35 protein-coding genes are annotated in these 21,258 nt (G+C 38.2%); 2 read left to right on the top strand and 33 right to left on the bottom strand.

The genetic code is table 11. The annotated features are described in order from the left end of the window. Nucleotides 1-212: 212 nt before the first annotated feature. The 9 genes from PP175_RS25980 to PP175_RS26020 all read right to left on the bottom strand — a co-directional run bounded on the left by PP175_RS25980 (nucleotide 213) and on the right by PP175_RS26020 (nucleotide 6,064). Nucleotides 213-380: a hypothetical protein gene (locus PP175_RS25980; RefSeq protein WP_272444014.1), complete on the bottom strand. Its 168-nt coding sequence runs from the start codon at nucleotides 378-380 to the stop codon at nucleotides 213-215. Between the two features lie 155 nt (nucleotides 381-535). Beyond that, nucleotides 536-1,300, bottom strand: a complete 765-nt coding sequence (locus PP175_RS25985) for a TerC family protein (protein WP_442870501.1) — start codon at nucleotides 1,298-1,300, stop codon at nucleotides 536-538. A gap of 29 nt (nucleotides 1,301-1,329) precedes the next feature. Beyond that, entirely contained in the window at nucleotides 1,330-2,124 is a 795-nt protein-coding gene (locus PP175_RS25990) for a hypothetical protein (RefSeq protein ID WP_272444015.1), read from the bottom strand. Between the two features lie 114 nt (nucleotides 2,125-2,238). Beyond that, nucleotides 2,239-2,994, bottom strand: coding sequence for an AIM24 family protein (locus PP175_RS25995; RefSeq protein ID WP_272444248.1), 756 nt, complete (start codon nucleotides 2,992-2,994; stop codon nucleotides 2,239-2,241). 48 nt (nucleotides 2,995-3,042) lie between these two features. Further along, complete coding sequence (locus PP175_RS26000) at nucleotides 3,043-3,660, bottom strand: TerD family protein (protein WP_272444016.1); 618 nt, start codon at nucleotides 3,658-3,660, stop codon at nucleotides 3,043-3,045. A gap of 72 nt (nucleotides 3,661-3,732) precedes the next feature. Then, entirely contained in the window at nucleotides 3,733-4,293 is a 561-nt protein-coding gene (locus PP175_RS26005; protein WP_272444249.1) for a TerD family protein, read from the bottom strand. Between the two features lie 313 nt (nucleotides 4,294-4,606). Beyond that, nucleotides 4,607-5,104, bottom strand: coding sequence for a hypothetical protein (locus PP175_RS26010; RefSeq protein ID WP_272444017.1), 498 nt, complete (start codon nucleotides 5,102-5,104; stop codon nucleotides 4,607-4,609). Then, complete coding sequence (locus PP175_RS26015; RefSeq protein ID WP_272444018.1) at nucleotides 5,056-5,427, bottom strand: hypothetical protein; 372 nt, start codon at nucleotides 5,425-5,427, stop codon at nucleotides 5,056-5,058. Before PP175_RS26015 ends, PP175_RS26010 begins: the two co-directional genes overlap by 49 nt. Before the next feature lie 34 nt (nucleotides 5,428-5,461). After that, entirely contained in the window at nucleotides 5,462-6,064 is a 603-nt protein-coding gene (locus PP175_RS26020; protein WP_272444019.1) for a hypothetical protein, read from the bottom strand. A gap of 186 nt (nucleotides 6,065-6,250) precedes the next feature. On the opposite strand from PP175_RS26020, the gene PP175_RS26025 reads away from it, so the two are divergent. Further along, nucleotides 6,251-6,664, top strand: a complete 414-nt coding sequence (locus PP175_RS26025; protein ID WP_272444020.1) for a hypothetical protein — start codon at nucleotides 6,251-6,253, stop codon at nucleotides 6,662-6,664. Nucleotides 6,665-6,666: 2 nt separating this feature from the next. Here PP175_RS26025 and PP175_RS26030 read toward each other — a convergent pair whose 3' ends face one another. Together PP175_RS26030 and PP175_RS26035 are read right to left on the bottom strand one after the other, a co-directional pair. Further along, on the bottom strand, nucleotides 6,667-7,101 hold the full coding sequence (locus PP175_RS26030; RefSeq protein ID WP_272444021.1) for a hypothetical protein: 435 nt from the start codon (nucleotides 7,099-7,101) through the stop codon (nucleotides 6,667-6,669). A 26-nt stretch (nucleotides 7,102-7,127) separates the two neighbouring features. Then, nucleotides 7,128-7,721, bottom strand: a complete 594-nt coding sequence (locus tag PP175_RS26035) for a hypothetical protein (RefSeq protein ID WP_272444022.1) — start codon at nucleotides 7,719-7,721, stop codon at nucleotides 7,128-7,130. A gap of 358 nt (nucleotides 7,722-8,079) precedes the next feature. Between PP175_RS26035 and PP175_RS26040 the strand changes: the two genes are divergently transcribed. Continuing rightward, nucleotides 8,080-8,655, top strand: coding sequence for a hypothetical protein (locus PP175_RS26040; protein ID WP_272444023.1), 576 nt, complete (start codon nucleotides 8,080-8,082; stop codon nucleotides 8,653-8,655). Nucleotides 8,656-8,772: 117 nt separating this feature from the next. Here PP175_RS26040 and PP175_RS26045 read toward each other — a convergent pair whose 3' ends face one another. The 22 genes from PP175_RS26045 to ltrA form a co-directional block, all read right to left on the bottom strand. After that, the gene (locus PP175_RS26045; RefSeq protein ID WP_272444024.1) at nucleotides 8,773-8,991 is read right to left on the bottom strand and encodes a DUF3797 domain-containing protein; all 219 of its coding nucleotides are present in this window, start codon (nucleotides 8,989-8,991) and stop codon (nucleotides 8,773-8,775) included. 64 nt (nucleotides 8,992-9,055) lie between these two features. Beyond that, nucleotides 9,056-9,319 carry a hypothetical protein gene (locus PP175_RS26050; RefSeq protein ID WP_272444025.1) on the bottom strand — a complete coding sequence of 88 codons (264 nt, stop codon included), beginning with the start codon at nucleotides 9,317-9,319 and terminating at the stop codon, nucleotides 9,056-9,058. Nucleotides 9,320-9,364: 45 nt separating this feature from the next. Further along, complete coding sequence (locus PP175_RS26055; protein ID WP_272444026.1) at nucleotides 9,365-9,685, bottom strand: hypothetical protein; 321 nt, start codon at nucleotides 9,683-9,685, stop codon at nucleotides 9,365-9,367. Between the two features lie 3 nt (nucleotides 9,686-9,688). Further along, the gene (locus PP175_RS26060; protein ID WP_272444027.1) at nucleotides 9,689-10,096 is read right to left on the bottom strand and encodes a hypothetical protein; all 408 of its coding nucleotides are present in this window, start codon (nucleotides 10,094-10,096) and stop codon (nucleotides 9,689-9,691) included. Nucleotides 10,097-10,137: 41 nt separating this feature from the next. Continuing rightward, nucleotides 10,138-10,533: a hypothetical protein gene (locus PP175_RS26065; RefSeq protein WP_272444028.1), complete on the bottom strand. Its 396-nt coding sequence runs from the start codon at nucleotides 10,531-10,533 to the stop codon at nucleotides 10,138-10,140. A 35-nt stretch (nucleotides 10,534-10,568) separates the two neighbouring features. Continuing rightward, nucleotides 10,569-10,739: a hypothetical protein gene (locus PP175_RS26070; RefSeq protein ID WP_272444029.1), complete on the bottom strand. Its 171-nt coding sequence runs from the start codon at nucleotides 10,737-10,739 to the stop codon at nucleotides 10,569-10,571. 3 nt (nucleotides 10,740-10,742) lie between these two features. Further along, nucleotides 10,743-11,015: a hypothetical protein gene (locus PP175_RS26075; RefSeq protein WP_272444030.1), complete on the bottom strand. Its 273-nt coding sequence runs from the start codon at nucleotides 11,013-11,015 to the stop codon at nucleotides 10,743-10,745. A gap of 252 nt (nucleotides 11,016-11,267) precedes the next feature. Further along, nucleotides 11,268-11,468, bottom strand: a complete 201-nt coding sequence (locus PP175_RS26080; RefSeq protein ID WP_272444031.1) for a hypothetical protein — start codon at nucleotides 11,466-11,468, stop codon at nucleotides 11,268-11,270. Between the two features lie 18 nt (nucleotides 11,469-11,486). After that, nucleotides 11,487-11,768 carry a hypothetical protein gene (locus tag PP175_RS26085; RefSeq protein WP_272444032.1) on the bottom strand — a complete coding sequence of 94 codons (282 nt, stop codon included), beginning with the start codon at nucleotides 11,766-11,768 and terminating at the stop codon, nucleotides 11,487-11,489. 310 nt (nucleotides 11,769-12,078) lie between these two features. Further along, a complete protein-coding gene (locus PP175_RS26090; protein WP_272444033.1) occupies nucleotides 12,079-13,155 on the bottom strand; it encodes a DNA methyltransferase in 1,077 nt (358 codons plus the stop codon). Between the two features lie 185 nt (nucleotides 13,156-13,340). Then, entirely contained in the window at nucleotides 13,341-14,759 is a 1,419-nt protein-coding gene (gene radA, locus PP175_RS26095; RefSeq protein WP_272444034.1) for a DNA repair protein RadA, read from the bottom strand. Nucleotides 14,760-14,822: 63 nt separating this feature from the next. Continuing rightward, complete coding sequence (locus PP175_RS26100; RefSeq protein WP_272444035.1) at nucleotides 14,823-15,170, bottom strand: hypothetical protein; 348 nt, start codon at nucleotides 15,168-15,170, stop codon at nucleotides 14,823-14,825. A 51-nt stretch (nucleotides 15,171-15,221) separates the two neighbouring features. Next, on the bottom strand, nucleotides 15,222-15,440 hold the full coding sequence (locus tag PP175_RS26105; protein ID WP_272444036.1) for a hypothetical protein: 219 nt from the start codon (nucleotides 15,438-15,440) through the stop codon (nucleotides 15,222-15,224). A gap of 23 nt (nucleotides 15,441-15,463) precedes the next feature. Beyond that, nucleotides 15,464-15,853: a hypothetical protein gene (locus tag PP175_RS26110; RefSeq protein ID WP_272444037.1), complete on the bottom strand. Its 390-nt coding sequence runs from the start codon at nucleotides 15,851-15,853 to the stop codon at nucleotides 15,464-15,466. 15 nt (nucleotides 15,854-15,868) lie between these two features. Next, a complete protein-coding gene (locus PP175_RS26115; protein ID WP_272444038.1) occupies nucleotides 15,869-16,513 on the bottom strand; it encodes a hypothetical protein in 645 nt (214 codons plus the stop codon). A 6-nt stretch (nucleotides 16,514-16,519) separates the two neighbouring features. Then, on the bottom strand, nucleotides 16,520-16,711 hold the full coding sequence (locus PP175_RS26120; RefSeq protein WP_272444039.1) for a hypothetical protein: 192 nt from the start codon (nucleotides 16,709-16,711) through the stop codon (nucleotides 16,520-16,522). Nucleotides 16,712-16,730: 19 nt separating this feature from the next. Further along, nucleotides 16,731-16,907 carry a hypothetical protein gene (locus tag PP175_RS26125; protein ID WP_272444040.1) on the bottom strand — a complete coding sequence of 59 codons (177 nt, stop codon included), beginning with the start codon at nucleotides 16,905-16,907 and terminating at the stop codon, nucleotides 16,731-16,733. Beyond that, entirely contained in the window at nucleotides 16,908-17,084 is a 177-nt protein-coding gene (locus PP175_RS26130; protein ID WP_272444041.1) for a hypothetical protein, read from the bottom strand. Between the two features lie 311 nt (nucleotides 17,085-17,395). After that, nucleotides 17,396-17,596, bottom strand: coding sequence for a hypothetical protein (locus PP175_RS26135; RefSeq protein WP_272444042.1), 201 nt, complete (start codon nucleotides 17,594-17,596; stop codon nucleotides 17,396-17,398). Between the two features lie 417 nt (nucleotides 17,597-18,013). Then, nucleotides 18,014-18,268, bottom strand: coding sequence for a hypothetical protein (locus PP175_RS26140; RefSeq protein ID WP_272444043.1), 255 nt, complete (start codon nucleotides 18,266-18,268; stop codon nucleotides 18,014-18,016). A gap of 16 nt (nucleotides 18,269-18,284) precedes the next feature. Then, nucleotides 18,285-19,193 carry a DarT1-associated NADAR antitoxin family protein gene (locus tag PP175_RS26145; RefSeq protein ID WP_442870503.1) on the bottom strand — a complete coding sequence of 303 codons (909 nt, stop codon included), beginning with the start codon at nucleotides 19,191-19,193 and terminating at the stop codon, nucleotides 18,285-18,287. Next, nucleotides 19,190-20,863: a group II intron reverse transcriptase/maturase gene (ltrA, locus tag PP175_RS26150; protein WP_272444045.1), complete on the bottom strand. Its 1,674-nt coding sequence runs from the start codon at nucleotides 20,861-20,863 to the stop codon at nucleotides 19,190-19,192. The genes PP175_RS26145 and ltrA overlap by 4 nt, the downstream gene beginning before the upstream one ends. Between the last annotated feature and the right edge of the window lie 395 nt (nucleotides 20,864-21,258).

Raw genomic sequence — 21,258 nt, forward strand, 5'->3', positions numbered from 1 at the left:
AAACAAAGTCCAATCTCTCCTCTATATAAAATGCCTACACAAGCGTTAGCTTGTATACAGCATGTAAGCAGGATGTCTCATGAAGACACCGCAACTATGATTGTTTTACTACTATTATATACACGCTCTTCAAACCTATAAATCAACTTAGAGCGTACATATTTTTATTTCATTTATGTAAAAAGAATAAGACGTAGGTTTATCACCAAGCATTATTCTTCGTTTTTCAATCCTAGCTTTTTTTCCAATTCTTGTAAAATCGCATCGAAACCGTTTGATACTTTTACCTCCTGCTTGGCAACCGATATATCTTTATTCGGTCTTGGCAGTTGTTTGGCAATCGGATAAATAGGCTGAATGGGTTCCACTTTTCTAGTCACCCTTCTCTCCCTTTCTTTTCATAACGCCTTGTTATGCCTGTTTTCTGTATTTATGTATTATATGAAGAGTCTATTGATTGTTATTCCATGAAGACGGTCAATATCGCATAGAAGAAACAAGAATCCCCACCATTCGGCAGGGATTCTTCTTTGTGCTAGTTTTGCAGTTTTGGCTTTCTGGCAAAATGAATACCAAACGTAATGGAAAAGCTTACTAACAAGAATAAGAAGAACAGAACATCAGGCAGTTCAATTCCGATATAAGGGATTTCCAGTAGCATTTTGACCGCAATATACGCAATGATGACATAGGCTGTCACTTCTAGTTCAGGAACTTTAGCCATGAGTACCGTAAACAATTGGGCTACTCCACGCATCATGAGAATACCTAGACATCCTCCGATAAAGACAATACCTACGATGTTCGATACCCCGAACGCCGCCATTACACTGTCAACCGAGAATGAGATATCCATTAATTCAACCGAAACAACCGTTGACCAGAAAAGTCCAATGTATTTAGCAAGACCACTTGGTTTGGCATCGTCTTCTTCGCCTTCCCCATCCTTATTTCGATTTTTGAAAAACTCGATAACCTTCCATACTAGAAACAATCCACCGAGCAATTTGATAAACCATAGTTTAATGAGGGCTGTTCCAAATCCGATGACGATAAAACGGAAGATATATGCACCCCATAATCCATAGAGCAGAGCTTTCTTTTGCTGTTTTTCGGGCAATACACTAACCTGCGCTGAAAGCACAATGGCATTGTCTGCGGATAGCAAACCTTCCATTAAAACGAGTGTTCCAATCAACCCCCATGCTTGAGGACTTGTAAAGATATGCATCCACATGTCACCGTCAAAATAGGCTCCATACGAACTTGACAACCACTGTAAAATCACATTCACGTTCATTTCCTCCTGTTAAGTGCGAATAGGCGTGTCTATTCTTCCTCTTTATCTTCTTCATTGTTTTCATCCCGTTTCACGTCTGTAATCCTGATATATTTAAAAAAACAAGCCAAATACCAGAACAGAAGCAAGGATGATACGGTATAGTAATTGATGTCTGAACCCCCAAATCCATTTTGGAGAACAAACAAGACTTGCAACAGACAATTGAGAAACAATCCTTTGTATATCAACATGGTTTTTCGTTTCGCAAGATTTAAGATGATACCTAAGAAGAATCCATAATAACCAAGTGAATAAAGGAGAGAGGTAAGGCTAAACCATGATAAAAAGAAGTGCTGAACCGCCATCAGTGCAACGCTGTAAATCATGATTTTTTCCGAACCCTCCATCAAAATAGAGGTTGTTCGATAGTGTTCCAGCAACCCTTTCAATGTCACCGTGAAATTAGAAAAGTAAAAATTGGTGATAGCTGTATAACGATATTTCACTTTCCATGCAAGTACGAATGACAGGACTGCCATTGCCGTACCTCCTAAAAAAGGCAAAAAACGAAATTCACCCATTAAGAAAATAGCCGTCACCAACAACACAATGCCGATGGCAATAAATCCTTTCTTTTCAATTCCATCCTTCATCGTGATGGGTAGGTTTTCAATGTTCATTTTCTTTGGTGTAAAAGAAATGGTTGGTTTTTCTTCTTCATGACCAAACAATTGTCGCATCGCTTCATCTGCGCTTAGTTCTTCTTGTTGTGTATCTGCTTTTTTCGCTTTACTTTGACGTTGTTTATAAAGCAAATCTTCATATCCTGAATTTCGCTTCATTTTATCCCCCCTTTCAGTTTGTATGTACAGGGTAAAGGATTTCTCCCTTACCTTTTTTGAAACGTGCGTCGCCTACTTAAAATGGATGTTTTTGCATTCCAGTTTCGTTGTCCATTAGTGAATAAGCCCACCGAAAATACCACCGCCACCATTTCCAAAGGTGTTACCAAAAGCACTCTCTTGCATATCAGGTTGATAGCGGTTATCATCAACGCCCACTCGGAGTCCACTTTGACGTTCAAACGGTTGAACAATCACAATCTGACCAGGTTCGTTAAACTCGAACATGTAACTTTCACCAGATGTTTGCCCAATGAAAGTTTTCCAGTTCACATCCACTTTGACGTTAGGGGCTTTGCCTGTCCAAGCCACCACCGCATCAGGGTCTACACGACAAGGTGCTTGTAAAATCAGTGGGTTGCCATTCGTTTTAATGGCAACTTGAGCATTGGCTCCGTTATAAGACAACTTTGAAGTAAATATTCCTCTTTGGCTCAATACACCTACTCCAATCGGTGTCACACCATATTGGCAGGTATCCGTAAAGGCTAGTAAATCCTCACTCTCAACACAAAGGCTTTGAAACCACCCACTAGCCTCTAAACTGACAACGGTGACATGCGCCCCTTGGTCAGCTAGATAGACGGTTCCCGAACCTTGCACTTCCATCATTTCAAGGTTTTCACCTGAAAATCTTCGAGCTAGATGATTCATCACTTGTCCAACAAAACTTCCCTGATTCGTTCCGAGTAATCGTTTCGAATATTTGAATGTTCCTTGGTCAGCAACCATTGAGCCTTTTTTGGCGAAGAATATTCCACTTCCTTCGGCTTTCGCAAATAATTCAGCATGGGTATTTAAATTAAACAGGAAATCTCACTCCTTTTATTGTTTTTTGTAGGGAATCCGAACTTGGGATTAACCCAAGTCCTTATTCCAACCGAAGCGGTCACACACCTCTTCGATTTCGCCTTTCAATCCTTCATCCAGACCTTGGAAAGCCCAACCGTCTCCATCCCGATAAATACGAGCGGTAATGTTGGAGCAATAAGCTGAAGAATTTTCGGTTAAGTCAAATCGCCCAACTTCGCTTTCGGTATCACGGTCTACAATCCGAATGTACGCATCGGATACCTGACCAAAGTTTTGGCGTCTCGCATGAGCATCATAAATCGTAATGGTTGGAATCAATTCCGTAACGTTAGCGGGAATGGAAGTTAAGTCAATTTCGATGACTTCCACATCTTTGTTTTTGTCGTCCGTTACATTTCCAACACGGTCATCACCCGAATGGCGAACCGACCCGCAAGGACTGGTAGAATTGTTGAAGAATACAAGATGACGTGCTCGATGTACTTTCTTGTCGCTTCCAAGTAAGAAAACAGAAGCGTCCAGGTCGAACTCTACATTTCCAGTCGTATTCGCTGTCCAGCCAAGACCAATCGCAATGTGTTTAAGATTGGCATTGTTCTTTTTGAGTGAAAGGCTTTGCCCTTTACGCAAACTTAATGATTCTTGAGGGGTTCCATTATTCACGACTATTCATCTCCTTTATGGGCGATTATTTTTTATTATCGTTTATAGTCATTAAAAATTAATTTAAAAAAATTACAGTACACCATATTGGGCAAAAAGACCCGAAAGGTCTTGTGTAGAGCCGTTGCCTAATGCACCAAATTTCCACTCCCCATTGTGTCGATAAACTTCACCAACCACTAGAGAGATAGAAGTTGAATAATCTTCGCTTAAATCGAAGCGCACAAGTTCTTGACCATTTGCTTCATCCAGGACACGAATATAAGCATTCATTACCTGTCCAAAGTTTTGGCGTCGTGTATTGGCTTCATGAATGGTTGCAGTAAAGAGAATTCTTTCTACCTCTGGTGATACTTTAGATAACTTAATGGAAATCGTTTCGTCATCTCCCTGACCGACTCCTGTGCGGTTATCACCATGATGTTTTACCGCCCCATCAGGACTGATTTGTTGATTGTAAAAAACAACGTGTTTAGAAGAAACAACTTTTTTGGATGCATCAAGTAAAAAAACCTCTGTATCCAAATCAAATTCTCCTAACGAAGAAACATCCCATCCAAGTCCAACTAAGATGTTGTCGAGTCCAGGATTTCCTTTCGTTAAATCGATTTTCCCGCCCTTTGCGAGAGAAATTCCGCCACCTGCAGGTGCGCCTCCACCTAATTGAATAGATGGGGTTGATGTTGTATTACTTTCGATTCCCAATGTACATGCCTCCTATTTTTACAGATAAGAAGAGTTTTTAACTCTGTCGTGGATACCTTATTTTGTGTACCCGTTACCAGATAATATGTTATTACATAGTCAATTATAATTAATTTGTAGACTAAAGTCAAAATAATAATCAAGAAGTTTTATATGTAATTATATTATGTTAAGTTGTAATTAACAGGTCAATCATGATAGAAAAAGAAAAGAGGTGATTAGTATCACCTCTTTACCTGAATTATGCACTTAAACTTTGACCATCTTTATTTCGTCGGTCAACATCGGATGTTAGAACTTCTTTTTCAGTAAAAAACATCTCGAAGCTAAATGTATCCTCTTTCCAGCCAATGGTGATTTTTTCTAGCTGTTCTGCCGTTGTAATATCTTTTTCGAAATAGATGGTTTCTTCATCTTCCCCGACTTGCTCCATCTCGTATTCGTCAAATCGCTCTAGAATATAATCTTTTACCCCCTCTTTCTTTCTGGAGGCTTTTACTTTAATCGCAAATCTGTCGAAGACGTTGGCTATGGGAACCTGTTTTTCCATCAATTCTCGGTAAAGTTGAACATATGCTTCGATGGGAGCTTTCTTTTCTCCCTCATTTTCCAAAAGAAGGATTTCTTGTGCTTCACAAAGCCCTCCACGGTTACCAACTTCTTGCCAGATGTTATACTCCCAACCCTTTCTTACCGCTTTCCAACCAATGGTGTTGTTCGCTTCTTTTTCTTTAACCAATAGAAGCTTATTTTCATGTCTTCCCTCTGCAAACGTATATAAAATCCTATCCATTTCAACCACTGCTTGCATGTGTATCTCTCCCTTTTATTATTCTTCGATATAAATGAACGGTGAATTAACTTGTCCAATTCCTTTTTTATGGTTTTTCCGTAATTACTACGCTGTTCACGAATCTCATAGCCAGATTCATTTGCATGATAATCCTGCAACTCTTGTTTAATTTGTCCAATACTCTTGATTCTTTTCCCTCTATTTAACTCTAGTAAGTCTTTGAATCGACTATCATCAGGAAATTGGTTTAAACACTCAATTAACTTCAACTTTAAAACTCCTTTACGAAGTACTCTTTTTTTACTACCAGAGTCGCCTTCTGCGTTTGCTTTGTTTATCAATCGCAAACTCGACACTATAATCTTTTCCCCATCTTTCTGGAAGATTAAGCAAGAAGTCTTTCAACATCTCCGTGTCTTTAATTGAAACACGATACCTAATTTTCTCCTTATCGTAATAATCACAACCTGACTCTTGCATCTGATATTTCTCTACAAAATGACGAAGAGTAGGTTCGAATTCCTTATCTCTTTCATTGGTAAAGGTGTTGCGCATTAAGATATTGGCAACGGCTTCAAAAGTATCCAGCATGGTTTCTAATGGCTTGGCATTTTTGAACTTACTCCGATACTGCTTGATGTACTCTTCAATGGTATACCACTTCGTATCCTGCCAACCCACTGCTTTTTGAATGCCCCCACCTTCAACCGCACCTGCCCAACTTCCTATGCGCTTCCAAAGCTCTTTTTCTGTTCCCACCTCGACGAAGTACCAGGATTTTGCTCGTACGGTATTGTTCGCTTCATATACGTTATTATCGCCTTGACGAACAAACAAGAAATACAATTTTTCTTCTCCATTTGGAATGAAAAAGATTTGTTTGTTGTACTCGATGGTATAACTCATGTCATATCTCTCCTTTTGAATGTAAAAGTGTTTTTTCCCTGATTTTATGTGTGTATACCCTATTATATATTTCTGTCTGAAGCCTATTCTTTGCCTGTATACTCTATCTGCATGGATAATAGTGATTCAAAATGAATATACTGTACCCAAAGGTTTAGCGGAATTTAAAAGGAAAAGAGGCTATGTATGGCATGGATAACAAAGTCATTTGAGATTGTAAAGCAAATAACGGATAAAAGGGAAGTTCAGTATTCGTTTTTTTCGGGTCATCCCGTAGCCTTAGTATCCGCTATCAGTATTGCAATTGTCCAACAAGAAGGAGAAAAGGCACATTTGATTCGCCAAAATGTAGATGACGTTATGATTTACAACGAAGGAAAACCCTATCTGATATTTATTGGTTTCAACCATTGTATTACTCAACTCGAAAGGGAAGACACGCCGTTCTTGTTATTTGAAATCAAACCTCATGAAGAATTCAACATTCAAGATGTGAAACATCGTTTGATAACCTATGTACAGGAATTATCCTATATGTACCAATCAGCCCCAACAAAAAAAGGAAAAGTTTTACCCTTTCCCTCTCTCGACGTTGAATGATGTTATTGATTTTCTGATGATACCTGGCTCACGCTCACTATCTCATGTATAGCCTTTTTTAAGTCACTTTTGAACTGGTCATAACGCTCTATGGCATCGACAATCGTCAAACCTGACTGCAAAGTGTATGTTCCATCCGTGAAGATAAACTTGTAACTATTCATCGGTTGTTTCTGTTTTTTAACAGGGGGGTTACTTTCCCCTTCATCCTCTTGCAAATCACGAACCAATTCTGTAAAACCCCATGCTCCTGCGTATTTAATCTCGTTTGTTTCCTCGTTTAACACATAATAATTTTTCACGCTCATAAATTGGTGAACGTAAATTTTGTATTTGCCCAGCTTTCTAAGACATCGCAACTTTTCTCCTAACTTAGATACCGTGCCATCCGCAATGGTAACGTCTTTTGTTTCTTTTAAGCTGTGAAAATAGCTCACCTACCACACAACCTTTCTGTATCCCATTAAACAGCTTGTTTCTCCAACAGATGCTCTAAACCCGTATCCTCCAGGGAAATGAGGAAGGTGTATCTAGCTCGAAGGGTAGAATACTTATTAGCAACAAAGCACTCCATTTCGTTATCCATCCCTTCTACAAACGAATAAAAGCCATCTTTTAGCACTCTTTCGTCGTATTCAATGCCTTGTTTAAAAGTTGGTGATATCTGTTTTAACTCTTGCTTCTCAACTTCCGTTAAAAACCGTACGGTCTCTCCATCATGGCGGGTGATATACATGGGCGGGAAAGGAACGGTGAAATTAAAGTCGAGTTCAATGGGGTGAATATAGATAGCGGAGAAATGTTCAACCATAAGACGAATTATCTCTTTTTGTTTACTTTCCATATAACCCATCACATCTGAACGTTTTTCATCCTGTTTCATACCCTTTACACGACGCTCCAAGCCTGCAGGTATTTCAAAATCCATTGAAAAACCTACCTTCCAGGTTTTTGTTTCATCATCAAATGAAGCACCCAATCCAGCTTCTTCTGGAAGTATTGATTGAATCTTCTTTTTCAGTGCCTTTTTCATGTGGTTTCGAATTTTTTTATCCATGTTATTCTCTCCTTTAATAAGTAAATGGGGTCATTACCTGTTTTGTATAATTTGTATATTATAGATGACTCTAGTTAAGATATGAGAGCAAGAGAAAAGACACGTTATTTCGTGCCTCCTCATTGTTAGAATTCATCTTTGTTCTTTTTATAGAAATACCAAATGGTTCCTGCAAAAGCGATAAAACATACATGCACGATAATTGCCATTGTCCAGCCGCTCATAGCTATCCCCTTACTCTTTATTCGTTGTGTTTAGTTGTTTTGTATCTTAGAACTTATTACCAAACGAAGCAAATTACCAATAATCCGTTATTTTTATGTTATAATGACTACTTAATAAAGAGGGGTGAACAACCATGTCAATCAAGGAATTGCCGATAAATAAAGCGAAATCCATTGAGTTTTTTCGGAAGTCGAAGGATTTAATTCAGAAAGATACTTGCTATGCGAATTCCAGAATTGTTTTAACCGAATTTTATCCTGATGAATTTCAAAATGGAACCTATCGCATTGGTTACGGTTATTACACTTCGATAAAAAATGGTGGATTTGTTCGCCACTGCTTTATTGTTGATGACAAAAATGAAGTAATTGATGTGACGGCTGTCTACCTGGATTCAGAAGAACTTTTCTTGCAAAATGAACATCTAACGTATGTTTGTTTTGCTCAACTAAACACTGAACAATATGCTTATGCTTTCATTGAAAATGACTGTCACGAAGATTTAAAGAAACCTCTACAAAATAAAGAACGAGAAATTCCTGAGTACTTTGACAAGAAAAATTATCATGTCATGCTAAGAGATGTTATCAATTATCTCAATTTTGAGCCTGAAATTAAATATGACAATCCTGAAACTTGGACTCAAGAGATTAAAGATAACATAGAGTTAATCAATCAAATGATACGAGATGAATCCTCTCAAAAGTAACTACTAAATATATAAATTCGGAATGGGGAACAGCTTAAAAATGCTCCCCTCTTTCCCATTTGATATGGGGTCAACTTAACTTCACTCCATATTGTTGTCAATTTTCCTATAACGAATCTACATTTGCTTTAAAGCCTCACCAATCGCATGCATAATTTTCTTTTTGCTTGTTCCATTGTTTACATCATATTCAAACTTAAAACCACACTTACAGCTTCGTTTAACCATGTTATTTTCAACTTCCAACATGCCCTCCCCGTTACCAACAAGCTTATTTCCGCAATTCGGGCAGTCATTAATGAATGGTGATATTATCAAAAAATCTGTTCCATTCACTTTTATCAATCCTCCACTTTAGTATTATTCAGCTTTTGCCATACAATTAACTATTTTTATTCCCTTATTTAAATTCCCACACCGTTTTATCCCCTAATTTCCCAATCAGAACTCCAACCCTGGCTCCCAAGTAAAACACAAAGAGCATCAATTGAAAGAATAAAATCATTGGTAAAAAAAAGAAGAGCATTAGAAGATGGTACACTTTTAATTTGGAAGGGATTAACAACGGAACCCCTTTCCACTCATATTTTTCAATTAGCCAAGTTCCTCCTACCAACATTCCAATTGCAGTCCATATCAAGAATGAAATTTCAAATGATGACATAACTTCCTCCTCTTTCAACTTTCTGAATCGGTTATTTCATTTAATCTACTTATCTTTACCAGTGTAGAAATGACGAATATACTCAGGGAGCACTTCCTCCATCTCTTCACCACAAAAATCACAACTGTATTCCGATTTTAAATCCTCGATATTGTTAACCATATCCAATTGGCGCAGACAATTGTCGTTGTGACAGAGCAATTGATGCTTTCGTTTAATCTCACCCTCGGCTACCAATTGTTCAAGTACTTCTTCCGTTTCTTGGATTGTCGTTTTCGTTTGCATGGCAATCAAAGTTGGATAGAAACCCTTGACCACCTTACTGTTGGCTAGTTTCAGTGCTTTTTCCCGAATCAAATGTTGCATGTTTTATTGTCTCCCTTCGTTGATACGTAATGGTGTCTCTTCTATGGCTTGTGACAAATTCTTTGCGGAAGCATCTAATTCTGCAAATAAATCAGGGCGATGTGTCTTTTTATCCCGTACATCATTCCAGTATTCATTCAATCCATCCTGTAAGTCATGAATAGCGTCGTTCACTCGGTCAATCACAAATTTACTACCTGTGTAATACGATGCCCCACACTGTTCAAACGCAACAGGCACAATATCTATGAAATCATCCGTAATCATTAACTTTTCTTTGGGGATACCAATAGACTGCAAGGTGTCGATATTGTGTTTCGTTTTTGCAACAAGCACACATAGGTCATCTCCACTTTCACTATGAATCACTTCAAGTTTATTTAAGACATCCAACTTTTCTTGATACGTCATAAAATCACTCCTTTTAATAAGTCTGCTTATAGATATGAATCCTAATAATGGTTTTTATCCTGCAATCGTATCCAGTTCCTTTTTATCAACTTTCTGTAATGGATGACGAATCCAGGAGATAAAGAGGAATCAACTACAGCCAATCTAAATTGTTCATTTTGATAATCAACGATGTGTTCCTTGTCGTTAGGAAGTAAATTCTTCCCTTCTCTCTTTTGAAAGCCATCTATATTCAAACAATCTTCCCTTGTAACCACCCCTAGTTCACGGAAAGGCACAGTCTCAATTCCTTCTTCAATGTAATTTCCGTTTAAGAGAACGGGTTCTTTTAACTTTGTTAAAACCACCAAGTATGGAACCTGACCTTCTATAAGGTGGACTTCTTTTATGTCTTCCCTTTTGATTATTTCCATGAAGTGATTAAAGTTGACGGACATTTGTTATACCTCCTACTTTATTTTTTCATTCCAAATCACTTAAGTGTAGGAAGACCTCGAATAATTTCATCGGTCTGTTGGTCATAACCCGCTTGCATATAACCCATTTCATAGGCAAGACGAGCTACCTCCATTACATCTAGTGTCCAACCTCTTTTTTCAATCTCTGCTTTTAATTCAAGCCATCGTTTTTCTTTGGTATCCATTTTTTATATTTCCTCCTTCAATGATTTATCGACTTGTCCTTTACTGTCTTGCTCCGTTCTCACATAGGTGATGGTTATGTGGCTTGGGTCATCACCCGTTATTTTTACATCACCTTTTGCGGCTTCAAAAAGCTCCTGAATCGAAAAAGTGACCTGCTCACCTTCCCGCTCTTTTAGTAAAACGCCAACAACAGCCATAATTTGAGCCATTTGGTTCTTCCACTGTTTTAGCTCATTTTCTAATGCTTTAATTCCCTCAACCAATGGACTATCCATTCTTTGATTCACCTTTTCTCATGTGTATTTCGAAACCGAATGATGCTGTTGTTTATTACCAAACGTAGTGCAAAGGGGAAAGCATAATAACCTCGAAATAAACGATTTTCGTTGTTTTCATCTATGCCTTCCCACTTACCATAGTACGGAACAGCTTCAGGTTCTTCCTTCATCTTCTGCCATGTAACAAAGCTTTCGATGGATAATACCCATTTTTTTCCTCTTATGAGTACCAATCTATTCACCCTATCTTTAGGAAATCCTTAAACAATCCTCCACAGGAATCCAACAGGTTACGGCTCCACTATCCCACTGGATACGAATATCTGTACAAAATCGGGTTTGCTGTACATCAATCACTTTTCCAGTGTCACCAAAAAGAAGCCCACTGTCTTCAAACCTTGTGGATATCAATTCACAAAAATCTCCCGTTTCCCATTGCTCAACTGTCAACTTCCACCCTCCTTTTGTCTAGTTGATAGGTGTACCATCATCAAAAGATAACATATAAAAACCCAAGGATAACAACTGTTCTTGCTCGTACCATGCCATATTTTTACCAACCCATTCAGGTTTCTTTACTGCCAAGGCATACGCATCTAAAACAGGCTGTACTTCTTTGGCTTTCGCGACATCATCTGGAATGGTTACAACGATTCTTCGTTGATATTTTTTTGGTTTCGGTTTAGGTGCTCCAACAATTTCTTCTCCCCATTTCATTAAGGGGTGTTGGGATATTTGAACTTGTGCCATGATAAAATTCTCCTGTCTCTTTTTTCTTATTGACTATATTCTATCACTTATTTTCGTTTTAGTAAATTTTATTTTACATAGTCATATTAGGGTTATGTGACATAATAATTTTCGTGTGCCACGGACATATAAAAAAAGGAGACATTTTTGCCTCCTTTCACTTCCTGTATATGATAAACCGCTTATATAATAAAGTTGATACGCTATCAACTGAATATTCAATGTCATGTTCTACCTAATAAATGTAAAGGATATTCCTTTTTCCCTTGTGTGCCATACACGATTTTTTAAATGAAGGATAATGATTCCATTAGGATTCTAACACAATATAACCGAAGGATTGTTTTCGCTTACTCGCTTGTTCTTTGAGTCGTGGATAATAGATATTTGAGCAGATTTTGTTTTCATCATTTGTAATGAGAGTGAAGGTACGTGTGCCGCCATCTTCAGCGTTTAGTTCCATTAAGGCATGTCCTGTGGTTCCTGACCCTGCATAGAAATCCAATACCTTCGAATCTTTATTGGTGAATATCGAAATGATATTTTTAATGGTATTCAGATTTTTTACCGTATCAAATCCGTAATTTTTCTTGCCGTTATAATCATTTACAATGTATTCCATCATGTTGGTATCCATGTAAATTTGTTCGGATGGTTGTACCCAATACTGTGCGGAATTTTTATGTCGTCTGACAAACTCTAAGGGGTTTCCTGTGTGGTGGAGGTATTCTTCTTTGTAGCGTTCCCAATATTCTTTAATGGAGATTGGCTGTTTGTGGTTTTCATATTCTTTGTAGTTGTGTAAAGCTCGAAGACCTCGTTCTTTTGACCATTTCCATTGACCTTTATCTAATGTCAACCCATCGAGTACATACCGCATGGTTGGTCTATCGACAATCGATTTAAAAGAAGTCCAATACCCTTGTTTTCGTTGTTCAGAGGATTCTTTATAGGGATTCTTGTAGTAAAATTGGTCACTCTTTTGATACACAACTAAAAATTCAAACGCTCGATTTAAGCGGCTTACCTTTTCAAATTGATTGTTTAGACTCTTAATGCCTCTTTTAATCACAAATGTATTGATATAATTATCTTCTCCAAAGACTTCATCCATGACCATTCTTAGAGAAGCGTATTCTTTATCATCGATATGAACCGCAATCGCTCCATCTGCTTTTAAGAGTCCATGCGCTTTTTCTAACCGTTCTTGAATGGAGGTAATCCATTGCAAGCGACTTAATCTATCGTTATATATAAAATCTTTATTCTCCGTTCGATATGGTGGGTCAATGAGTATAAAATCATAACTCACCAATCCTTCCAATAATTTTAGTCCGTCTACGTTTTCTCCATTAATCAGTATATTTTTATCAAAATCGATTAGCACAAACTATCATCTCCTTTCGTCCATTGACTATTGTCTATGGATAAAGTATAAGAAAATAGGAAAGAGCTTTCAATTTGTTATTGGAAGAAGTAAGTTCGACAGACTTAAACCTTGTGAGAATGGAAAAACATTCCCTGTTATGCGCAAAAAAAGAGCCACACTTTACGATGGCTCCCGCAATATTCTTATGCTTGTTTTCGTGGTTTCTTTTCTATGAGACCATAAATGGCTTTGATGGTTTCATGAAGAGAAGGAACTTCAATCACCTCAACATGTTTCCTCGCAACAGGGCTTTTCATATTTCCCTTTGGTATATACATCCTTTTAAATCCCATTCTGTCCACTTCTTTAATCCTTGCTTCTACATTTGGCACTTTCTTAATTTCTCCTGTTAAGCCTACCTCTCCGACAAAGACTGTATCCGACGGAATAGCTCTGTTATAAACCGAAGAAACAATCGACATGATGACACCAAGGTTAACGGATGGTTCTGTGAGTTTTAATCCACCTGATACCATTACTGTCACGTTTTTATCATTACAGGAGATGCCACCACGCTGTTCGAGAATCTCAACAAGTATCGATAGTATTTCCTTTTTAATACCAGTGGCTAATCTACTTGGGAAGCCGTAGAAAGACTTACTTGCTAAACTCTCGACTTCCACTACAATATTTCGGGTTCCTTCCTTCGTAATGGTTAAGGCAGTACCCGCCACAGGTTCCATGCGCTCTGTTATAAAAAACTTAGAGGGATTATCTATTGGAATGAGACCGTCTTCTTCCATTTGAAACAGTCCTGTCTCTCCCGTATCCCCAAACCGATTCTTAACGGCTTTGAGTATACGAAGCTGTTCCGTTCTATCTCCTTCAAGATAAAGCACAACGTCTACAGCGTGCTCAAGTGTCCGACTACCAGCTAACTCGTCTTCTTTGGTCATATGACCGACGCAGAAAAAACTTCTTGGCTTCTTACTGTCTTTTGCCATTTCAATAACTTTTGCTGTACATTCATTCACTTGAGTAGGAGACCCTGGTCTCGACGGAACATCCTCTAAATACACAGTCTGAATGGAATCAATGATGACAATAGCGGGGTCAAATTCTTCAATATACTGTTCTATCTTGTTCATGGATGTTTCTGAAACGACATAAAGATTATCCGATATATTGTTTTTACATGTTCTATCGGCTCTAGTCTTGATTTGTGTATCACTTTCCTCCCCAGAACAATATAAAACCGTATACCCTTGTTCCGCTAATTCATTGGCGGTTTGAAGTAATAGTGTGGATTTTCCCGTTCCTGGTGGTGCAGATAGGATAATCACGGAATCTCGTACAATGCCTCCACCTAGCACACGATTCAATTCCCCATTACTTGTCAGAATGCGGTCATTTTGACCTGTTTCTACCACTTTCAAGCGAACAGGTTTTTTGTTATTCCCTAATCCCTTTCGACTTCCCATTACCGAAGCCACCGATTTACTACTTTCTGCAGTAACTTCTTCAAGCGTATTCCACTTTCCGCAATCGTCACACTTTCCTTGCCATTTAGCATGGATATGCCCACACTCATTGCATTTAAATTGGGTTTTTACTTTTGCCACTGTATATCCTCCTTCAAATAGAAAAGAGAAAGCCAACCGCTTTCCCCTTTTATCCTGTATCTATTATTCGTTGTTTTTGTTAGCAAGAAGCTCTTTGGCATCTTCGAAAAATTTTCGTTGTTCCTCTCCTAATTTATCGATATTCGCTTCTATCCAGACAATTTGTTTGGATGTGAATCCTTTTTTTAGTGAAATAAACAAATAGCTGGATACCACGCTGTAGCCGAAATAGGCATATTGTTCTTCTTCTTGGAGTCTATCGATATCCGTCATGATGCCACCAGATGGATTCTTATTCAGTTCCTCTAATTTATCGTAAGCAAAGCCGTGGTGTTGACTATATCCACATGGGAAGAACTCGCCATCAGGTGACAGCCAACCAGACAAGCCTTTGTTTTGTGTTTGATTCATTTTTTTATTTCCTTTCACTTGTTTTTATCTGGTAGGATGAAGAAAGCACATTTAAGCATCTATTAATCCATTCTCAGACAACCAACGCTTTGCTTTATCCAAAATATCTTGTTCTGTTGGATGCGTTTTTGTGAATTTGAGAATCAATTCAGTCTCTCGACCTTTTCTCACAAACGTAATGCTGGCAACAGACTTTAAAGGATTTGCTTTATTCCCAAAATCATCCCGATACTTTTTGCTGTCATATGGTTCGATAAAATTGATTCTCACTCCGTCACCCTCCCAACGGTTATTTATTTGCCGTACCACATATAGGCGGGGGTAATGGCTAAAAACGCATAGTGGTCTTCATTTACATGTCCCCAATCTTCGGTGTACACTCGCCATCCCTTAGCATTGCTTCCATCGTGGTTTAAATTTTTATCCCATTTATCTAGTTCAATGATTTCTGCCTTTTCACTCATAAGAAACGCTTTTACAGTTGGGAAGATTTGTTCCCCATCCATCGGAGCAACCAAAGCAGTCGAACCCGTTACATTTTCACTCCAATACAGGACAAGACCTTTTTTCTTATCAATCCGAAACGCTCTGGCTTTCTTTCCTGATAGTTTAAATGCGAGTTTGAGAACCGATGCCAAGTCATCCCAATCTCTTCCGTTTACATTAAATACTTGATTATCCATCTCTTTTTTTAGACCTCACACATAATCCAAAGATTTATCTCTGTCTTTTATTAGCCTGTATTCTTTGTTTCCCATTGCTTCATCCCATTGCCCAAACTCAACGTCAGTCCCACAAGCATCACAGTAATCTAAGAGAGTACCATCAAGCAATTCATCGATTTTATCTTGATTTTTCGTTTGAATGGCTTCCTTAATTTTATTGAATTCCGCCAACGTGAGTTTTGAAGTCAATCGTTCATCATTGTGATACGGACAGGTAAGGTAATAGACTTCTTCGATAATCCCTTTCTCAACTAAGAAAGACTGAAGTTTGTCCGTATCCTTCACAAATCTCCAAAAATTATACACGATATTTCCTTTACGAACGGACACAAGATAATCGTCGAGTTGAATTTTCTTTTGTTCCGACATAAAATCAATGTCCCGAAGGTCTGGATAGTGATGAACGCCCAAAAGCTCTGGATATTCTTCTTGTTTCATTGCCTCCACCATTTGCCCAATTTCATACCCAAGAGAACGTAAATTTATCGCATAGAGTTGGGTGTGTAATGCCTTTAATACTTGGCGAGGCATCGTTGATTTAAGTTCTTCCAAATTAACACTTGTTAAATAGTTAGCAAATTCTTCATACTTTTTTATGATTTCTTCCTGTTTTGACATGCTATTTCACTCCTTATTCTTACTTTGTATGTATGGATTTAGTTGTTCCTTTTGATAGGTCTCATACATTTTTAAACGGTCATCGTTGGATAATTGGGCAAATACACTTTCTTCTTGCAACCTTTCTTTTTCCCACGCTTTAAAGTCGGACTCCCACATGTTTTGGATAGATAAATCGTTCATAGGATTGCTTCTCAACCTTTACACACCTTTCGTGTTACTTGAAATTGCTTTTTTCCAATTCATCTTCGTCATAAGCACCTTCGCTAAAGTACGCACAATTGTTGGCGGTTTTTTCTTCATCAAGAATTGCCATGATTCGGTAATCGTACATACAGCAACAACCGTCGTAAAACTTACAAAGACTACAGCTTTTATTCACTTCTCCTGTCATTTACATTTCCCCCTGTGTATTGGTGTCACTTTCAAAAAAACCATCAACACCCTTGTGTTTATCACACGCTTGAACAGGAGTTGGTACATCCTTGCCTGTCTCTTTGTGTCTCGCAAAAACCAATCCAGTTGTCGTTGCTTCGTTTTCGCAATTCTTATAGCAACATTTTGTGTTCATCTTAAAGTCCTCCCATTTATTTGTTTTGTTTTTTGTACTGTTTATATTGTTCAAATCGCTCGTGAGGCGATAACTTATGAAATTCTTCATCCATGCACAACATGTGCATTTCCCATTTTTGATATTCTAAATACTCGTAAGACATGGGTTCTCCTTTCTTATTTACTAATCATTATATTGTAAATATATATTTATGTAAATAATTTTTTACATTTTACAATAAAAGAAATATATCTCCTGTTGTTTTTTACCTAACTCGTTGAACAAAAAAAGAGAGGGCGTTCTCAATGGCTGAGTGTGCCTTCTCTTCCTTATTCCTCTGAATTATCTTCTTCGGCAATAATGTACATAAAGTTAATATTGTGCTTTTGCAAGGCTAAAATTCTCCGTTCGGTTAGCACTTCGCCTTTGCTTAACAGCTTAAGCTCTTTGTCTTTATATACATCCTCCGCTAAAATACTATTTACATATTGTTTATGGACGGGTACTCGTAATTTGTTATTCTCTTGCATCACTTGTTCACTCCTCTTTCGTTTTTATTATTGTATGTAACTGTTTAATGATGATAACGATAAGAGTGTTTGAGTGTGTTTTAGCTAAGTTTTAACAAAAAAATAGAGCCTCCTTGGGAAGCTCCGTCTTTCTTTTATGCTCCTAACTCATGAACCTCAATGACATCCTTCAAAAAATCTTCTCCATCCAATTTCACAAAACTTTGGAGATTGGAGAGAAAGTACACGAAAATTCCAGACATATCGTTTTTTCGTGTCACAATATTAATTTTCCCATGTCCATACGTTTTGGTTACGATATGTTTGCGCTCCCATTGGCACAATTTTATTCAAAAGATTTCTTTCTACATCCGTTACTTTCGGGTTCATATCCATTTCCGTTTCCCACCTTTTTAAATGCATTTTTTCCATACAATATTATTCACCGATTTTTTTTAATAGATTCTTGCCTTTCTGAACAACTTTTTTATCTAATGAAATATCTGTTGCCCATTCAAGAAACTCTTTTGATTCTTCAACCATAGTCAACAGCCATTCAAAATCTAAACAAAGTTCTTGCATACCTTTTGTGGTTTCCGTTTTGTAGTTTCCCCATTTGTCGTTTATCTGTTCTAACCTGTTTAATCTATTCACTTCCTTATAATGGAATATACTACGTTTAATAGTTACCATGAATGTTATACAGCGACTATTTCAATCCAGGCAATTTATAGATGGTAACAGGGTAATCAGAAAACACTTCTTCAATCATGGCTCTGACTACGTTCCAATCTCCACCTGCCAAACCAGAACCTAATTGATAAGGCAATCCAACAGACAGTGTAAAAGCTTTTGCTTCTTCTTTTAATGCCTGTAAAGATTCTTTTAAAGCGTCGTATTCGGTTTGCATTTCATTACGGGAGAATCCATGTTGTCCAAATAGATTGGCTACATACCGTCCCTCTTTATGCGTCTGTACAATTTGACACATTCCCAACAAGCTTCGCCGTTTATTGTGTTTGTTACATAACCGCACGTAAGCCTCGAATACCTCTGGATATAGCTGTCTAATGTGATAGGCAATACCAGCCCCCATAACGGCAAGACAGTTGGTTTGGTGACCAAGGATATTTTCTTTGCTTTTTAATAAATCTCCGACTACTTCTTTTACAAAGCCACCTTGATTTAAGACTTTAATGAAGGGTTGGCATTCTTTTAATATGGATGTCCTCCCCTCCTTTACGTACTGTTTCACCACATCCGCTTGGCAGTTCACGCTGTTACCGCGAAAACTATCCGTAAAATCATCAAACTCGGATGCATAGGCTACCAGTGAAGGCGAAGCATCCAAATATTTTACCCACAACAATTTATAAAACGGTGTCAGGTACTCCAAAGGAAATCTCGTACCGTTTACTTCAAAATAAGCGGGTGTTTTGGCTTTAATATCTTTCCATGAGGTAGGAACCCGAACACTACCATCTTCTTGTAGAATGCGTTTGCTTAACTGGTCGGGTAGGTCAGAGGTGTTTCCACCTCCTTCCCCCCTAAGAACCGTACATGAGAGTTTCCCCTCATACGGCTCAAGCCTACTTACATCACTTCTGTGACGGGCTATTGTCGAGTATCTTGGCTATGGTGTGCCTGATGACAATACCTATGGACGTAAGCTAAATTTGTTATTTCATCTGTTCCACCGTCAACTCTACGAATCTTGTGATGAACGTCTCTATCATCTGTAGAGTTAATAGATAAACCGCAGAAGTAGCATAGTCCTTTTTGATTGAACCAGACTTTCTTAAATTTGCCACTGAGTTTTTTCATTCCCAATTGGAACTTTCTCTCTTGAAAATAAGCCCTACCTTCGGGTAAGTATGGGTTTTGTTCTGTTTGTATGGCGGTGTGACGTACAATGTGCGTATCACCAGGTCTTCTTAAAGTTTGACCATTCGTTGTGAATGTCCAAGACCTTCCATTGACAGTTTGCCAGTATCGGTTTTTAATCCACTTTTTCGACCTGTGTTTGTGCCGTCTTTTTGCCCATCTCCATAATGCCCAGAACATATCCGTCTCGACTTTATCAAAGGTTTCGGTACTAACAACCGCTTGGTGGTAGTTGCACCAGCCTTGTATGATGGGATTTAATTTTTCAATTAGGTGTTCTTGTTTCTTCCCATCATAGTTTTTGATAATATCCCTGATTTTTTGGGATATGGATTTAATAGAGTCTTTACTTGGTTTAATTAGTAGAACTCCATTGTATTTCCTAAAGTTCCAGCCAAGAAAGTTGAATCCTTTGTCGATATGGGTTATAACCGTCTTATCCTCTGATAGAATCAACCCTCTTTCGGTTAAAAAGGACTGAATGAGGTGCTTGATTTCTTTAGCTGTTTCTTCACTGTCTGCTGTAACGATAAAGTCATCAGCGTATCGGACAAAATTGACTTTGTGCTTATTGTGCCTATAGTCAATTGTTCCTTTCAAGTTAGACCAATATCTTTTCTTGATTATTGTTTCGATTCCATCCAGAGTCATGTTAGCCAGTATAGGAGATATGATACCTCCCTGTGGCGTACCCTCGTCTGTTGGGAAGAGTTCTTTTTTGTAGACAAATCCTGCTTTAAGGAATTGTTTTAGAACCTTTTTATCCATAGGAATGTTCTTCAATAACCAATCATGGTTGATATGGTCGAAACAACCCTTGATGTCTCCTTCGAGAATCCATTGAGCTGACCTTTTTGTGGAGAGCACCGAGAACGCTTTAGCCATTGCATCATGAGCACTCCTTCCCTTGCGGAAGCCAAATGAGTTTTTATCTGCTTTGACTTCAGAAATGGGGTCAAGTGCCATTGCGTATAAGGCTTGTATTGCTCTGTCGTTCATGGTGGGTATTCCTAAAGGTCTCTTTTTCCCGTTTTTCTTGTCAATAAGAATTCTTTTTAACCGTTTTGCTTTGTAACCTTTTGGGTTTAAGCTCAAGGTTGCTTTCATTCTTTTAGCGGGGGTATCCCAAAGGATGCCATCAATACCAGGGGTTTTCTTACCTTGGTTTTCCTGGCTTACTTTTCTTACTGCCAATAGTTTGGCATAGAAGGAATTTACTAAAACTCTTTGCAAATACTTAACCAATTTCCAATTCTCTTCCATTGTTGCCCTTGCAATACGAGATTGCAACCTATTCACTTTTTGTTGGACTTGTTTCCATTTAATCTGGTTCCAGTTCAACTCTTGTGTAAAGGTGTTCTTCTCGTTATTGATTAACGGGCTTATAGACTTACCATTATTCATAGGTTACTCTCCTTTCTTGCAGTAGTAGACCAGTTGGAAGTCTGCTCCCTTTCGGGAAGGACTACGTTGAGTCCCTATCCATTCCATTACAGAATGGCGTTTGCTTTTTCCAACATCCCTTACCCTCTATACCGTTGTTGTTTCTTGCGAAACTCCTACCCTTGCGGGAGCATATAGGGCTTACCCAGTTTTCTAATACAGCCAATTCACTCTGCCTTAGAGTCTACCTCTAAACCGAAGGGGAAATGTCCATTCGTCAGGAATCCACTACATTATTCCTAACCACCCCTTATACCTTTTGGTTCAAGCGTTTCATCCTCGTTTCGCTTGGTCGAGATTACGGTTCTTAAATAGTAGTTCGCTTACGCTACTCATAGCAGAATCTTTACCCTGGG

The sequence above is a fragment of the Aneurinibacillus sp. Ricciae_BoGa-3 genome, assembly GCF_028421645.1.
Classification (GTDB): domain Bacteria; phylum Bacillota; class Bacilli; order Aneurinibacillales; family Aneurinibacillaceae; genus Aneurinibacillus_B.

Excerpts from the sequence above, each read along its gene's own strand:
- PP175_RS25985 (WP_442870501.1), bottom strand. The coding sequence starts at position 1,300 with ATGAACGTGAATGTGATTTTACAGTGGTTGTCAAGTTCGTATGGAGCC.
- PP175_RS25990 (WP_272444015.1), bottom strand. The coding sequence starts at position 2,124 with ATGAAGCGAAATTCAGGATATGAAGATTTGCTTTATAAACAACGTCAA.
- PP175_RS26020 (WP_272444019.1), bottom strand. The coding sequence starts at position 6,064 with ATGAGTTATACCATCGAGTACAACAAACAAATCTTTTTCATTCCAAAT.
- PP175_RS26025 (WP_272444020.1), top strand. The coding sequence starts at position 6,251 with ATGGCATGGATAACAAAGTCATTTGAGATTGTAAAGCAAATAACGGAT.
- PP175_RS26035 (WP_272444022.1), bottom strand. The coding sequence starts at position 7,721 with ATGGATAAAAAAATTCGAAACCACATGAAAAAGGCACTGAAAAAGAAG.
- PP175_RS26040 (WP_272444023.1), top strand. The coding sequence starts at position 8,080 with ATGTCAATCAAGGAATTGCCGATAAATAAAGCGAAATCCATTGAGTTT.
- PP175_RS26050 (WP_272444025.1), bottom strand. The coding sequence starts at position 9,319 with ATGTCATCATTTGAAATTTCATTCTTGATATGGACTGCAATTGGAATG.
- PP175_RS26055 (WP_272444026.1), bottom strand. The coding sequence starts at position 9,685 with ATGCAACATTTGATTCGGGAAAAAGCACTGAAACTAGCCAACAGTAAG.
- PP175_RS26060 (WP_272444027.1), bottom strand. The coding sequence starts at position 10,096 with ATGACGTATCAAGAAAAGTTGGATGTCTTAAATAAACTTGAAGTGATT.
- PP175_RS26065 (WP_272444028.1), bottom strand. The coding sequence starts at position 10,533 with ATGTCCGTCAACTTTAATCACTTCATGGAAATAATCAAAAGGGAAGAC.
- PP175_RS26070 (WP_272444029.1), bottom strand. The coding sequence starts at position 10,739 with ATGGATACCAAAGAAAAACGATGGCTTGAATTAAAAGCAGAGATTGAA.
- PP175_RS26075 (WP_272444030.1), bottom strand. The coding sequence starts at position 11,015 with ATGGATAGTCCATTGGTTGAGGGAATTAAAGCATTAGAAAATGAGCTA.
- PP175_RS26085 (WP_272444032.1), bottom strand. The coding sequence starts at position 11,768 with ATGGCACAAGTTCAAATATCCCAACACCCCTTAATGAAATGGGGAGAA.
- PP175_RS26100 (WP_272444035.1), bottom strand. The coding sequence starts at position 15,170 with ATGAATCAAACACAAAACAAAGGCTTGTCTGGTTGGCTGTCACCTGAT.
- PP175_RS26110 (WP_272444037.1), bottom strand. The coding sequence starts at position 15,853 with ATGGATAATCAAGTATTTAATGTAAACGGAAGAGATTGGGATGACTTG.
- PP175_RS26115 (WP_272444038.1), bottom strand. The coding sequence starts at position 16,513 with ATGTCAAAACAGGAAGAAATCATAAAAAAGTATGAAGAATTTGCTAAC.
- PP175_RS26125 (WP_272444040.1), bottom strand. The coding sequence starts at position 16,907 with ATGACAGGAGAAGTGAATAAAAGCTGTAGTCTTTGTAAGTTTTACGAC.
- PP175_RS26130 (WP_272444041.1), bottom strand. The coding sequence starts at position 17,084 with ATGAACACAAAATGTTGCTATAAGAATTGCGAAAACGAAGCAACGACA.
- PP175_RS26135 (WP_272444042.1), bottom strand. The coding sequence starts at position 17,596 with ATGCAAGAGAATAACAAATTACGAGTACCCGTCCATAAACAATATGTA.
- PP175_RS26140 (WP_272444043.1), bottom strand. The coding sequence starts at position 18,268 with ATGGTAACTATTAAACGTAGTATATTCCATTATAAGGAAGTGAATAGA.
- ltrA (WP_272444045.1), bottom strand. The coding sequence starts at position 20,863 with ATGAATAATGGTAAGTCTATAAGCCCGTTAATCAATAACGAGAAGAAC.